Annotated in this window: 14 protein-coding genes; 3 read left to right on the top strand and 11 right to left on the bottom strand. The window is 35.5% G+C overall.

Going from position 1 to position 15,058, the window contains the following annotated elements; translation table 11 throughout:
* Window positions 1-281 precede the first annotated feature (281 nt).
* From ABH957_RS20290 to nagE, 9 genes are all read right to left on the bottom strand, one after another.
* On the bottom strand, window positions 282-1,829 hold the full coding sequence (locus tag ABH957_RS20290; protein ID WP_404512118.1) for a glycosyltransferase family 2 protein: 1,548 nt from the start codon (window positions 1,827-1,829) through the stop codon (window positions 282-284).
* Window positions 1,822-2,787: an NAD-dependent epimerase/dehydratase family protein gene (locus ABH957_RS20285; RefSeq protein ID WP_002140285.1), complete on the bottom strand. Its 966-nt coding sequence runs from the start codon at window positions 2,785-2,787 to the stop codon at window positions 1,822-1,824. Before ABH957_RS20285 ends, ABH957_RS20290 begins: the two co-directional genes overlap by 8 nt.
* A complete protein-coding gene (locus ABH957_RS20280; protein WP_404512110.1) occupies window positions 2,784-4,028 on the bottom strand; it encodes a nucleotide sugar dehydrogenase in 1,245 nt (414 codons plus the stop codon). Before ABH957_RS20280 ends, ABH957_RS20285 begins: the two co-directional genes overlap by 4 nt.
* Window positions 4,018-5,598 (bottom strand): glycosyltransferase family 2 protein, encoded by a 1,581-nt coding sequence (locus ABH957_RS20275; protein WP_404512108.1) that lies wholly within the window; start codon window positions 5,596-5,598, stop codon window positions 4,018-4,020. Before ABH957_RS20275 ends, ABH957_RS20280 begins: the two co-directional genes overlap by 11 nt.
* Window positions 5,579-5,773 carry an LSm family protein gene (locus tag ABH957_RS20270; protein ID WP_002139544.1) on the bottom strand — a complete coding sequence of 65 codons (195 nt, stop codon included), beginning with the start codon at window positions 5,771-5,773 and terminating at the stop codon, window positions 5,579-5,581. The genes ABH957_RS20275 and ABH957_RS20270 overlap by 20 nt, the downstream gene beginning before the upstream one ends.
* A gap of 16 nt (window positions 5,774-5,789) precedes the next feature.
* A complete protein-coding gene (locus ABH957_RS20265) occupies window positions 5,790-6,191 on the bottom strand; it encodes an LSm family protein (RefSeq protein WP_002166989.1) in 402 nt (133 codons plus the stop codon).
* 169 nt (window positions 6,192-6,360) lie between these two features.
* Window positions 6,361-7,134, bottom strand: a complete 774-nt coding sequence (locus ABH957_RS20260) for a sugar ABC transporter ATP-binding protein (RefSeq protein WP_404512106.1) — start codon at window positions 7,132-7,134, stop codon at window positions 6,361-6,363.
* Window positions 7,135-7,261: 127 nt separating this feature from the next.
* Window positions 7,262-8,512, bottom strand: a complete 1,251-nt coding sequence (locus ABH957_RS20255) for a serine hydrolase domain-containing protein (protein WP_404457934.1) — start codon at window positions 8,510-8,512, stop codon at window positions 7,262-7,264.
* A 264-nt stretch (window positions 8,513-8,776) separates the two neighbouring features.
* On the bottom strand, window positions 8,777-10,270 hold the full coding sequence (gene nagE / locus ABH957_RS20250; RefSeq protein ID WP_061674657.1) for an N-acetylglucosamine-specific PTS transporter subunit IIBC: 1,494 nt from the start codon (window positions 10,268-10,270) through the stop codon (window positions 8,777-8,779).
* Window positions 10,271-10,594: 324 nt separating this feature from the next.
* Between nagE and glsA the strand changes: the two genes are divergently transcribed.
* Together glsA and ABH957_RS20240 are read left to right on the top strand one after the other, a co-directional pair.
* Window positions 10,595-11,524 carry a glutaminase A gene (gene glsA / locus ABH957_RS20245; RefSeq protein WP_002151698.1) on the top strand — a complete coding sequence of 310 codons (930 nt, stop codon included), beginning with the start codon at window positions 10,595-10,597 and terminating at the stop codon, window positions 11,522-11,524.
* Window positions 11,525-11,696: 172 nt separating this feature from the next.
* Entirely contained in the window at window positions 11,697-12,041 is a 345-nt protein-coding gene (locus tag ABH957_RS20240; protein ID WP_002091149.1) for a DUF3969 family protein, read from the top strand.
* A 163-nt stretch (window positions 12,042-12,204) separates the two neighbouring features.
* Here ABH957_RS20240 and ytaF read toward each other — a convergent pair whose 3' ends face one another.
* Window positions 12,205-12,816 carry a sporulation membrane protein YtaF gene (gene ytaF, locus ABH957_RS20235; protein WP_002091150.1) on the bottom strand — a complete coding sequence of 204 codons (612 nt, stop codon included), beginning with the start codon at window positions 12,814-12,816 and terminating at the stop codon, window positions 12,205-12,207.
* 137 nt (window positions 12,817-12,953) lie between these two features.
* Here ytaF and ABH957_RS20230 point away from each other — a divergent pair, with 137 nt between their 5' ends.
* Window positions 12,954-13,607, top strand: coding sequence for a helix-turn-helix domain-containing protein (locus ABH957_RS20230; RefSeq protein WP_002091151.1), 654 nt, complete (start codon window positions 12,954-12,956; stop codon window positions 13,605-13,607).
* Between the two features lie 97 nt (window positions 13,608-13,704).
* Here the strand turns inward: ABH957_RS20230 and ABH957_RS20225 are convergent, their stop codons facing one another.
* On the bottom strand, window positions 13,705-14,979 hold the full coding sequence (locus ABH957_RS20225; protein WP_404449280.1) for an acetylornithine deacetylase: 1,275 nt from the start codon (window positions 14,977-14,979) through the stop codon (window positions 13,705-13,707).
* Window positions 14,980-15,058 lie beyond the last annotated feature (79 nt).

Below are 15,058 nucleotides of genomic sequence, written 5' to 3'. Positions count from 1 at the left end.
ACACTTAGAATACTACTTTTTTTCGAAAGTGAACGAAATAGTTGTGACATGTTTGTGAAACATTGAGCAAACCACTGTATACATAGTGTTAACTTCATATAAAACTCTTTAGAATTAACCCTTTCTTTAATTGTATTTTTTTGGTATTCTTATATACGAGTCCTATTTTGTAATATAAGAACGATACCCATTGTAGAGCTGTAATACTCTTATCTCCTAATCTGTTATAGTTTTTATAACAGAGCAAAAAAGTGTACATACGTTGTACACTTTTTTTGTTACTACTCTAAAACATCTCTTTTTCTATTCCCATCATAGAATCCACCACGACTACCTTCCAATACAATTAATTGCTCTAGCCCTTCTATATGATCACCTATAATTCGAAGGACAGCTGGAGGATGACCTATTTTTGCAAAATGTTCACTGGGACGAATACGGTTCATCTTATCGACCTCAACACGACTTACACATGCGATTTCGAATCCTGAAAGAATAGCTTTCACTTGCGCTACGCAAGGTGACAGTAAAGATCTATACCCAATTGCTTGCAAACATGTCCGGCTAAACGCATTAGGTACAGCAATAAGAGAGCCTACTCCTAAATCTTTTCTATCACAAGCTAAATTTAATGCATATTTAAATGCTGTTACAAGATGAAGTGGTACTCTCAAATCTAAATAATGATTTAAATCATTTAATGCGACATCCGTTCCATCTGCAATAGCTTTTGCAAAGGGATATAGCTCACTAGCTGGAATAACAAAATCACCGTCTATAAATAAAACAATTTCTCCTTTTGCAAAATAAGTTCCAAGCGAACGCCCCACATCGTTTCCAAGTACTTCTTTATACACAATTGTTGTTGCTCCCTTGTCTTTTGCAATTGTTGCCGTTTTATCGGACGAACCATTTACAACAACGATGATTTCAAAAGGTTCAATTTTGCGAAGCTCTTCTATAACGTTTCCAATTGTTTTCTCTTCATTTTGCACAGGAATAATTACCGATAATTGCTCTCCTTTATACAACTTAGATGTAACGCCCCATCCTTGATAAAAATCTTCAAAATTTAGAGTATGATAGACACTCTCTCTTTTCCTATTTCCATCATAATATCCTCCGCGCCCATCGCTGCCTAATATCCGCTCTGCTACAGCTTCTATATGATCACCTATCATTCGTTTTTCAGATTGAGAAAGATCCGTGCCATATGCAGCATGCTCGAATGGACGAAATTTATTTGGCGTAATAACGTCAATTGCACAATGACGACTAATTCTCCATTTACTTTGTGCTAGGCGTAGATGAGCCACAATAGGATTAACAAAACATTCGTATCCAATACTTTGCACAACTTCCTTCGTCAGCGCATGAGGTACAGATAATAAAGAATCAATTTTTAATTCTTCACGCTCTAACATTGCATTTAATATTTGGCGCCATACTGTCACGGAGTGCGGTTTTTGTTTCTTTAAAAATAATGCGTCCAAATTATTTAAAACGATGTCCGCCTGATCATGCAAAATCGGATTAAGGAATAATTGTAATTTTGAAGTTTGAATAGCAAAATCTCCATCTACAAACAGTAATACATCACCTATCGCATGTTTTGCACCAACTGCGCGTCCAACGTCGTTACCAAGTGACTCTTTATACTGGATTACTGTACATCCTAAGCTCTCAGCAATCGCTTCTGTACCATCATTACAACCATTTGCTACTACAATAATCTCTACTGGATTCAATGGTTTTACCGATTGAACCACATCTGAAATCGTATCCACTTCATTACATACGGGAATAATAACTGATAACGACTTAGCCATTGTTTTCTTCACGAAACCATTTAATAGTTTCTTTCAATCCTTGTTCCCACGTTACTTTCGCTTGAAACTGAACAAGTTCTCTTAATTTCGTTACGTCTGGTCTTCTATTTGGAATCTCTTCAAATCCATGTGGATATACTTCCTCAAATGGAACGTGCACAATTTTGGAAATAGACTTCGTTAATTTTTTTATATCTTCCGCTACTACCCTTATATTTTTTTCATTCTCAGAACCTATATTAATAATTTCACCATTTACCTTCTCATCCATTGCACGAATTGTTGCCTCGACCGCATCACTTACATACGTAAAGCAGCGTGTCTGCTTTCCATCTCCATACACGAGAATATCGTCACCTTGCAAAGCCGCACGAATAAATCGTGGAATTACTCCTGCGTACGGACCATCTTTCGCTCTTGGACCATAAATATTAAAATACCGAACAATCGTTACAGGTAAACCTTCTAATGCGTACCCTAAACATAATGTTTCCTCTAACGTTTTACAAATTGCATAACTCCAACGTATTTTGGAAGTTGCACCGTATAAACGATCTCCTTCTTCAGAGAATGGCGGCTCTCCCTTTCCATATACTTCAGAAGTAGATGCAAATACTACTTTCTTCTTCCCTTTTAACGCTGCTTGTAAAATATTTCTCGTTCCATCGAAATTTGTTTCAATAAGCTCTACACTTTTTTCCATTGTAGTTTTGACTCCCAAAATTGCAGCTAAATGAAACACGACATCATGTTGATTCACTAATTCATAAATTGAATTTTTATCTAAAACGCTTATTGGAATAACCCGGAGCTCTTTCATTAACTCATTATGATATTTATTTTTTCCTTTATAGAAGTTATCCACAATAGTAACTTCATAACCTCTTTTCACCAACTCTTCAGCTAAATGCGAACCAATAAATCCTGCTCCACCTGTAATTAAACATTTTTCACTCATACACTCACCTTCTTTACGATTCCACGTGTATCTATTAATCGCTCAATCCCTTTAAAAAGATTCCAATCGATACTAGAGTGATCCGTTACAATTAAAATACAATCTGCTTGTTTAATTCTTTGTTCATCTAATGGAACAGATTGATATAGTGTATCTTCAATTTTCGCTGTAGAAATATACGGATCATGATATTCTATCTTGTATCCTTCTTTTATTAATAATTGAATAATTGGCAACGCCGGTGATTCTCTCAAATCATTTACATCTTTCTTATATGCAATCCCTACTATTAAAACCGTTGCGGGTGATTGCACCACACCTTTTACTTTCCCGATTATTTTCGCTGGCATTTCTTCATTAATTACATGTGCTGCCTCAATTAATTGACTAATTGCTCCAGCCTTTCTTATTCTCCATTGAAAATATAAAGGATCTACCGGAATACAGTGTCCTCCTATTCCTGGTCCTGGCCAATACGGAGTAAATCCAAACGGTTTTGTAGATGCCGCTTCAACCACCTCATAAAAATTAATATTCAAACTTTCACAAAGTATATTTAACTCATTTACTAATGAAATATTAACTAAGCGCTGAATATTTTCAAATAGCTTACACATCTCGGCCACTTTCGGAGAGCTAACCGGAACAACGATGTCAAACACCGTACTATACAAATTCTGCACTTTTTGTTTGCACAGCTCTGTCTGTCCACTAATGACCTTCGGAATAGTTTGTACTGAATACTTGCTATTCGCTGGATCAATTCGCTCAGGTGAATACCCAATATAATAATCTTCCCCTACCTTTTTACCTGTTTGAGAAATAATAGGAATGATAACTTCCTCCAGTGTACCTGGATATGTGGAGCTTTCAAAAATGAAGGTTTGTCCTTCTTGAAGGTGTTGTTGTATATAATGGGAGGCTGAAACGAGTGCACTTAAATCGGGTTCTTTATTCTCATTAATTGGCGTTGGCACAGTCACAATAACATACTCACTATTTTGCAACTCCGCAACACCTTTATCTGGTGTATTTACTATTAATTTTCTCTCTTTCAATAAATTTTGTAATACGTTAGAAGAAACATCAGGAATATAACTTTCTCCTTTAATTATTGATTCTATCTTCCTAGTATCTTTATCTAATCCAAGTACAGCATGTCCTCTTTCTGCAAAAAGGACCGCTAAAGGAAGGCCAACATATCCTAATCCAATAATGGTTACTTTACTACTAGCATTCATCTATATTCTCTTCTTCCCTTCTCAATTGTAGTATTATATCTCTATCCCTTTCTCCGTCTGTAAAACTCCCGCGCCCATTCGTATGTTGTAATAAATAAGCAATCGCCTCAAGCTGATCACCGAAAATACGATCGAATGCAGGAATTCGTCCATTTACAACCCCATGCTGCTCTGGACGTACTCGATTTGTTTTTATAACATCTACGAATTCCACTGCTGTAATAGAACATTCTTCTAAAATAGCTTTCATTTGAGCTAGTGGTGGAATGATAAGAGAATCATATCCAATTTTCTCTATTACCTTTTTATGCATAGCATGTGGCACTGCCGTCAATGAGTTGTTCCATAAATCTGGTCGTTTCGCTACCAAATTCACGAAATATTTACCCATACTAATTGGATCTGCCGGGTGAAACATATCTAACAAACATTGCAAATCATTTAACGCCACATCATTTCCATCTTCAATAGCATGCAAAAATGGAATTAGCTTTTTTGCCGGAATAGCAAAATCACCATCAACAAATAAACAAATATCTGCCGTAGCATGCATAGCGCCTATCGCTCGTGCTACATTATGTCCAAGTGCCTTCGCAAATTCAACTACAATAACATTCTCTAGCTTTGCTTGTTTAATTGTCTCGGCATCTGCTCCATTCGCAACAACTATAATTTCATCTACACCTGCTTTTTTCACTTCCTGTATGACAGATCTTATAGTCATTTTTTCTTCTGATACGGGTATAATAGCACTGTATTTCGCTTTTTTCTTTTGTAATAAAACTGGTTTATACTTCCCTATAAACTCTCTATCCCTGTTTCCCTCCGAAAAACCGCCACGTTTACCATATGTTTCGATTACGTATTGCAAAGCACGTAAATGATCACCCATAATGCGACTAGTCGCTTTCGGATAAGGAGAACCAGGTGATGTACCCGTATGCACAGGACGAACCTTATTCGTGTGAATTACATCGACCGAAGCCATATCGACAATATCTACTCCTCTAGACATCGCCATCGCTTGAAATAGTGCTGGATCCGATAAATTCCACCAACCAAATTTCTGAATAACTCCCCTACTCATTGCATGTGGAATTGCGATTAACGATCCAACAACAAGCTCCTTTTTATTCAAATAACGATTCAACATGAATTTTCCAACTGTCGTATAATGTGGTCTCATCTTTAAATAAACAGACCATGTTAAATTGTTCACAACAATTTGATGACCTTGCCTAATTCCTTTCACGAAACGTTGTAGTTCTTTACTCTCAATGACAATATCACCGTCTAAAAACAATATAATTTCACCTTGTGCTTCTTTAGCTCCAACTGCCCGTCCCACATCATTACCGAGGGGATTTCTATAATAAATCACATGACAATTATGCTCTAATGCGATTTCCCTCGTTCCATCTGTCGATCCATTATCTACTACAATAATTTCATACGGTTCGAGCTTCTCTACTTCTACTAAAACTTGTGATAAAGTACTTGCTTCATTATGCGCTGGAATAACAACTGATACTCTCATGCTTGTATCACGCTTACCCTTCCAAACGAACATAAGAAATAATAGGAATACGTACAACCACATCTTCCGGTGGTCCATAAGAAGGAGAAGTACGAACACTTACTGCCCCGTCCGTCACAGATAAAAGAATGCCTGCAACAATTTCTACAGCTGTCACAACTTGCACTAACTCACCAACATGCTTACGCAATTCATCAGTAAATAACATATATAGGTCTCCTTTCTTACACTTCTTTAATTGATATAATACTTGTAAATGGTAATAAAACTTCTGTTCCAATTCCTTCTTGCAATGTTAAGAAATCATCACCAACTGCTACAATAACACCTGTTAACTGTCCAACTGTCACAGTAATTTCTACGTTTTTACCTAAATACTGCTTTGCAATTTCTTTAAAAGGTGATATATTACATTCTTTCAAAATGTTACAAATAATAGATTGAAATTGACTTGATTCTATAAATTCTTCCGTAGCTTGCTTAGAATTTCTTTGAATAAACTTCGCGAAGTTTTGTGAAAATAAAAGTCGTTCCACAGCAGGCAATAACTTATTATCTAAAAAATAATCTAATTGTCTATTAAACAATCTCGATAACTTTTTCCAATACTTACCGAACAGACACATACACTTCTCCTCCTATTATTTTTAAATTATAAAAAATACATCCATACATCTTAATCTATACAAAACAGGCTTTTTTTGTGATAGGTAAGACATACATTTTCTAAAAGAAATAATTGTTTCAGAGCATAAAAAAAGATAGATGGTTTCCCATCTATCTCTTTGTTAATCTTTAATTTTTAATTGTCACAATGGCAGCTACGCCGTAATATACCGCTCTTGATAATTCTGCTTGTCCGGATATAGAAGCTGTAACAAGGGATCCACCACTTGCCGAAAAATATTTTGCAGCTTCTAACGGAATACCATCTTCTTTCACATCAATATGTGTTCCATCTTGCCAGTCTATTTTCTGCATTGTTGCTGAAAAGTCCCCAGTCACTTTACCAATTTCCTTACCATTCATCTCTAAAAATATCCATTCCCATTTTGTTAAACTTAGTACTTGTTTCAACTCTCCAATTTTCTTTCCATTTACACTATAAAATATATAGAAGTTACGCACGCCCATCTTCTTTTGAACACGCAGCAACCTTTCTCCCGATTGATTATATAAATAAAATTGTTGCTTATGTAGTCCCTTAAAAAGAAAAGAAAGTGCACCTTTCCATATACTTTGAATAACAGAATTATACTCTTCTTTTAAAAACCCTACTGCACTGCCATCTAATCCAAAGTACGTTATTACTTGAAATACCCCTACCTCTCTACGAACAACGAACTTTTGTTGTTCAAATAATCTAGAGCTCCCTATATTACAATTATCCTGTCTAAGCATTTTTGCTCTTCGTTTTTCTATAAAACTATATATTAGTAATCCAAACGCTGGTAGCAAAATACCTATTAATTTCAGAATTTCTTTATCTGAAGTGAATATTGTTCCTTTTTTATATTCCATAACTAATCCAATTACAACGATAATCCATACAATGATAGCTATAAACAAAGTTCGTTTCGCATTGCGTGCATGATGCTAATGTATACTCATAAACCTCCCATTTTCCATTTATTTCATTATCGAACCGCACATATATTTCCTCAATACAAAAAAGACTATCCAAAAGGATAGCCTCTTACACTTCAATATTCCGCAACATCGTATAAATGTCGTTATTCACTTTACCAAATGATTTAATGTTATTTTGAATGTTAGATAATAAAACCACATGTACACTACCATTTTTACTAAAACCATTTAAGCAATTCCAACCTGGCATTACACCGTGATTTGAATAGCTTCCTGGATCTACATACCAGCCAAATCCATAATCCTTTTTCACGGCTGTAAACATTTGATTATAACTCTCTTTTGAAATTAATTTTCCAGAAAAGAGTGCTTCATTAAATAAATATAAATCATGCGCGCTCGTATATATATCACCACAACCATATAGTTGTGACATGCTCGGAATATTAGGTGTTGTCATATTGTTATTCACTATTTTATAACCCGTTGATGGGAATCTTGTTTGTTCCAACGCTGTACCGAAACCAGAATGTTTCATACCCGCAGTCGCAAAAATATGTTGTTTTATATATTCTTCGAGCGACTGTCCACTTACCTTCTCAGCAATGTAAGCAAGTATAGAGTAGTTCGAATCGGAATACTTCCATTTCTCTCCTGGACTCCCGATACGCTTTTGATTTCCTATCCGCTTTATCAGTTCTTCATGAGAAATATCCTCTTTTCCCTGCTCATACTCTGGAATCCCTGATGTATGTGTTAATAGATGTTTTAGCTGAATGCTATTACCTTGAGGAAAGTCTGGAATATACTTTGCAACTGTATCCTCTACTTGTAACTTATTTTGATCTTTGAGTTGCATAATAGCAGTCGCTACAAATGCCTTTGAAATAGAGCCAATATAAAAGGTCGTCTCTGAATTATTCGGCACTTGCTTCTCTTTATTAGCCATGCCGTATCCTTTATTCACAAGAACTTTCCCATTCTTCACAATAACAGCTGTCCCACTAAATCCCATGCTCTGTAAATATTGATCCAATTGAGCGTTTTCATTAATTTCTTGAGGCGGTCCTTCAGCAGGTTTCTCTATAACTTGCGCCTGTTTTATCTGTTCTTCCTGTTCTTTTTGTTTTCTTTGTTTTTCAGCTTCTTGCCTTTTCACTTCTTCTATCTTTTTTATCTCTTCTTGTTTTTTCATTTCTGCTGCTGCTTTTAAAGTTTCCTCTTTTTTATTATGCGCAACAATTTTTGTATACATGAAATATACAAGTGAAAATAGTAGGACGAGAATGATTGTTCTTTTTATGTATACAATCGGACGACGTACTTTCCCATTAACAGTATTTTTTTCCTGATCCATGATTACCTTTTTCCCCTTATTTACCGATAATTTAATTCATCTACACAAGACTTTCTCCAAATCATTTCAGTAGATTATAGACATTCCATTCTATGTCATCCCTACTTTATCACGCGCTGAACATATTACCAACCTATATGTATAAAAAAGAAAAAGAAAATTTACAAAAGTAAGATTCCCTTTAAAATTTCAACATAATAAAAGAGGATATCCTGTAAAAGACTGGTGTTATCAATCTTTTTGGATATCCTCTTATCTAACTATTTATACGTGTTTTTTCATATCATCGGCAACAGATTCAACATTTGTACCTACGATAACTTGTACACTTGTGTTACTTAATTTCATAACGCCTTTTGCACCTGCGCGTTTTAATGCTGGTTCATTTACTAAACTTGCATCTTTCACTTGTAAGCGTAAACGCGTTGCACAGTTATCAATAACTGCTAAGTTTTCTTTTCCGCCTAAAGCTGCTACGTAAGTTTCACCAATTGAACCTGCAACTGGTGCATCACCCTCTTCAGCTAACTCATCGTCATCTTCACGACCAGGAGTTTTCAAGTCGAACTTCTTAATTAAGAAGTAGAATACTGCAAAATAAATTGCTGCATAAATTAAACCGATTCCTGCTAATAATACAGGTTTTGTTGCAATACCGAAGTTTAAAACGTAATCGATTGCACCGGCACTAAATGAGAAACCATCATGAATGCCAAGTGTTGTTGTAATGAATAAAGAAAGACCTGTTAATACTGCATGAATACCATATAGTACTGGAGATAAGAACATGAATGAGAATTCAATTGGTTCTGTAATACCAGTTAAGAATGAAGTTAATGCTAGGCCACCTAACATACCTGTAACCATTTTACGTTTTTCTGGTTTCGCAGCCGCAATCATTGCGAAACATGCTGCCGGTAAACCGAACATCATGATTGGGAAGAAACCAGTCATAAACATACCTGCTGATGGATCTTTTGCGAAGAAGCGTGCAATATCACCATGAACGATATCACCAGCTGCGTTTGTAAAGTCACCAAGTACAAACCAGAAGTATGTATTCATTACGTGGTGTAAACCGATTGGAATTAATAAACGGTTTAATAATCCGAATAAACCAGCACCAACTGAACCTAAGTTTACGATACCGTGTGCTACTGAATCAATACCACTTTGAATTGTTGGCCAAATTTGACCGAATACTAATCCTAAAAGAAGCATTACAATTGAAGTAATGATTGGTACGAAACGTTTCCCCGCAAAGAAACCTAACCATTCTGGTAATTTAATCTTATGGAATTTGTTATATAGTAATCCAGCAACAACCCCAGCAATAATACCACCAAGTATGGCCATATTTATTTTTGGCGTTAACGCCGCTGCTTTTGAAACTTTTGTCATTGTATCTGCTAATTTAGTTGGATCTGCTGAACCGACTAAATCCTGAACACTTTTCAATTTATCATTCAGCTCTGCTGCTGAATATGCCTTACTTAGAGCGTTCGTTGTATTTTGTAAAACAAGATATCCGATTGCCCCAGCAAGTCCTGCTGCTCCACTACCATCAATAGACAAACCTATTGCAACACCAATTGCAAAAATAAGTGCTAAATTATCAAAAATTGCTGCACCGGCCTGTGCCATAACAGGAATATTAAATACATCTTCTTGCCCTAAACGAAGCAATAATCCTGCTGCTGGTAGCACTGCGATTGGAAGCATTAACGCTTTACCAATACGTTGTAAAAACTGCAACATTTTAATTCCCCCTATCAAATTTATGAAATCGTTATCATTATAAGTACGCCTTAGAAAACGCTTTCTATTTACATAACCATAATAACATATAGTTGTATAGATGTGTAGTTTTTATTTCCGAACTTTTTATGGATAAATCTCCTATTTCCAAACTGTTATATAAAAGGAAAATTCTCCTTTTTTAACACGGAATAATCGAAACTGAAGACTCACTATAGAACATTCAACTTTCGTTTTATCATTCCACTTTTTCATGTTATTATTTATTTCCGAGCATATCGGGAAAAGTAAACTTAGTTAATTCGAAATAGGAGCGTTGGTACTATGCAGTGCATTGAAACAAACAACTTACAGCAGTTGTTAGAACAAGTAAAACCATATACGAAAAAAGGAAAACTTGCTACTTATATCCCCGAACTAGGAAATGCAAATCCAGATGATCTAGGGATTGCTATTTTTCATAAAGAAACAGAATATATCCATGCTGGTAACTCACAAACACTATTTACTCTTCAAAGTATTTCTAAAGTAATTACACTTGCCCTTGCCCTTTTAGACCGTGGTGAAGAATATGTATTTTCTAAAGTTGGAATGGAACCAACTGGTGACCCATTTAATTCTATTATTAAGCTTGAAACGACAAGTTCTTCCAAGCCTCTTAATCCAATGATTAATGCAGGTGCATTAGCTATTACAAGTATGCTAGCTGGTAATGATAACGAGGAGAAGATGGAACGCATTCTTCAATTTGTGCGTGATATAACAGACAATCCTACTATTAGTTATTCTTCTAAAGTTGCCACTTCTGAATTAGAAACAGCTTACTTAAACCGTTCACTTTGTTACTATATGAAACAAAATGGCATCATCGATAACGATATTGAAGAACTTATGGATTTATATACGCGTCAATGTGCAATTGAGGTTAACTGTATCGATCTAGCACGTATTGGTTTAATCTTTGCAATGGATGGGTATGATCCTTATAAAAAGAAACAGATCATCCCTAAACATATTACGAAAATTTGTAAAACATTTATGGTTACTTGCGGGATGTATAATGAATCTGGTGAATTTGCAATTCGTGTTGGAATCCCTGCAAAAAGTGGTGTAGCGGGCGGAATTTTCGGCTGCGTAAAAGGCGAAATGGGAATCGGTATTTTCGGACCAGCTTTAGATGCAAACGGAAATAGTATCGCTGGTTTTAAAATTCTTGAATTACTTTCTGCCCAAGAAGGTTGGAGTATGTTTTAATTTAGAAGTTATCCTGCTATATTGGCAGGATTTTTTATTTCACAAAAATCCGTTCTACTAGGCATCAACACACTTCAAAAAACAGTAATAAAAGTTCTCTTTATTATGCATATTTGCTCCCCCCTCCTGAATAATATAGTACAACCTAGCGCTGTATGTGGAGGTGTAAAAGATGAAACTCATATTTCAAATGGAGAAACAACCTGTTCTCGAAAAAACAATTCTTCTTTTCATATTGAGTATTGTAGAAAGTTTGAAACTAAAAGTTGTTTCACTCGATGAAGCTCACCGATACATATTCAATTTAGAAGTGCTTGAACTATTAATGGATCGGAACATCGATGATCAAGTACTAGAACTTATTCATTTCGGAATGGGACTTGAAGACATTTACCATGTACTTCCCGAAGAACTTGAGCATAGTATCGAAGAACTGAAATGGCTTTGTATTCAAGTTTTAAGTGAGTACAGTATGCATGATGATGAATGTGCACAACTAATTGAAGATATACGCTAAAAAGCACCTATGCAGGTGCTTTTACTTTTTTAAACCTTTTTACACACAAAGATTTGTATAATACTTACAATCTTTCATTACCGTGAAAAGATTTCACGTCGATATATGCAATTTCTTAGTGTATTTCCAAGGAAATACTCGAATACTGTTTTCCCTATCATTCTTACAACAATTGATCAATTCCAATAAGAATTAATAACACACCTGCAATTATAGTTGCCCATTTCCCTAAGTATTCAGCTAAAAATCTTTTACCAACATACGTAAAACCACTAATACAAATAAAACTAAAAACTCCAGAAATACATGCCGTAAGCCAAAGATTTAAATTTGTTACTCCAGCATCAAATCCACCTGCAATATTGTTTATGGACAATGCAACTCCTAAAACAATTGCTTCAGAAAAACTAATTGTTTTAGAACCATCAAAATCTGCTTTTTCTGGATCACGTAAAACCCCCATAAGTACACTACTATCTTTAGATTCTACGGTATCTTTTTGACTCAAGAAAGGCTGACATAAAATAAACACCCCGATTATTCCTAAAACTATTGCTCCAATAATGTTTGCTGTGAACTCTGAAATAAATAATGCGATCCAATTCCCAAAAAATCCAGCTAGTAAAGTAAATAAAAATCCAAAAAATGCGATGATAAAATTATTAAGCCACGAAATTCTAATTTTACGAATGCCATATGCAATCCCAACACCTGCATTATCTAAATTAGACGCAATCCCGATTAAAAAAATTGAAAATAAACCTGCCGTACTCATCGTACAGTCACCCCTTTTCTCACTTTTCATTGCATATTATGAAAATGTTGAGCAACTGTGCCTGTCTGTTTCATATACTTGTAATAAATGCTCAACATTTTTTCAACGATAGACAATAGAAAAGGAGTGCCTACATTATGCCCAATGAAAATCCAAATGAGCGGCTCGGTAAATTAATAAAGAAACTGTTAAAGGAGCGGGCTCTATCTATGCGCCAACTAGGAACACTTACAAATATTGATCCTGCAACAATTTCAAGAATAATTAATGGCAAACAACAACCGAAGCAAAACCATTTACAAAAATTCGCAAACTGTCTACAAGTTCCACCGCAATTATTACTTGATGAAATGTACCCTGACTCTCCACACATAAATAAGGAAAAAGCAGATATGTACACATCTCTCGATACAATTCAACAAACATTACAATCCTCTAACCTATTCGACTTCGAATACACAACAACTCGTGTAAAACAAGAACTTGAAAATTACGAGCGCTATGCTCAAACTACTGAAGGCGAAAAACGTATTCACGAGAGTTTCAAAAGTAAAATAGAACAAATTGATAGTGCTGGTCCTTTCATTGAGCAATTAACAAATATGTACCAACAATTTTGTACAGAAACCATTTCAACCGAAGAGCGTGCAATTATTGGGGGTGCCTTACTATATTTCATTTTATCAACAGACATTATCCCCGATTATCTTTTTCCAATCGGCTATTTAGATGATGCGATTGCCGTTGAATTAGCTAAAGAGAAATTAATTGAAATAAAACGAAAAACATAGAAAAATAAAGAACTATTTCAGTTGTTTATGTTCAACTCTGAAATAGTTCACTAAAAAAGCGTACAAGTACATACCTGTACAATTTCAATATACTAATCTATTTTTTTGTATGACACCATTCATATATGAACGCTGTTATTACTTTTGTAAATTCAATTAACTGCTCAACTTCAACTTTCTCATTTATTGAATGAGCTTCTTCTAATGTACCTGGTCCGTAAATAACAGCTGGAATGTTAAACTCACTAAACCATCCGCCATCAGTTACCGTTGCTGACATATTTAAAATTGCATTTTTAGATAAAATAGATTCATGTACTGAACTTAGCGTTTTTACAGCAACATGTTCGCTATCTACTTCTAAAGAAGGAAAAATTTCGCCACGATCCACAATCATTGATTCTCCGCCCCACTTAAATTGTGGTGGGTTCTCGCTTAACCATGGATCTGCTGCTGCCACTTTTCCTAAATACTCTTCTATTTCTTCTATTATTTGTTCATGCGTTTCATTTGGATAAAAATGTACGGTTATCCACAATCGGCACTCATCCGCAATAAATGCCGCATGACGTCCTCCTTCAATAACAGCTGGATTAATTGTTGTTGTTCCAGATGGATAGCCTTCATATGTTTTCATGACTGCCCAATGACGCTCTAATTCTTGTAAGCTTTGGACAATCTTCATCATTTTCTCAATCGCACTCGCTCCAAATAGACGTCCTCCAGCATGGATCATTTGTCTACGTGTTGCATCATGAAACGTTTGCGGGCTTTTCACTGTAATCCATCCAGTAATTACGCCGCCCTGCCCTTGCATATGTAAATTACTTGTATCAACTACTACTGCAAAATCAGCATCATAACCACGCTTACAACATTGAAGTGTCCCTGCTTCTCCTACTTCTTCGCCAATTACCGATTGAAAAATTAAATCTCCAGGTAATTCAATCCCCACTTCTTCTAAAAGCTGAATAGCAAATAAGGCTCCAGCTAGTCCACCTTTCATATCTGCCGCGCCTCTCCCAACTAACCAACCATCTTTTATAAACGGCTCAAACGGCTTTGTTTCCCACGGTTCGTCCTTTGATACTTCTGCAACATCTATATGTCCATTAATAATGAGACTTTTATGTGACTCACTTGCTGTCCCTTTTTTCACTCCAACAACATTCGGATCATTCGGATATACATCCCACTTATCAATACTAAAATTTCGTTTTTTTAGAAACTCTGCCACAAATTCTTGCGCCTCATTTGTATTTCTTGCTGGTGGTGCTGGTGTTTCAAAGCGAATTAAAGCTTTTGTAAGTTCTAGTAGCTCGTCTTTTCGTAAATCAATCTGTTTTAATAGCTGTGAAACTTCTTGATTCATTGCTAATTCCCCTTTGCATACGTAGTATGTTTCCAGCTTTATTTTTACAAAAAAAGAGACTGTTTACAATTCTACAGTC

It is taken from the genome of Bacillus sp. RC242 (assembly GCF_044908245.1).
Classification (GTDB): domain Bacteria; phylum Bacillota; class Bacilli; order Bacillales; family Bacillaceae_G; genus Bacillus_A; species Bacillus_A mycoides.
The sequence above is the reverse complement of the archived record's forward strand: the minus strand, read 5'-3'. Positions and strand labels throughout refer to the sequence as shown.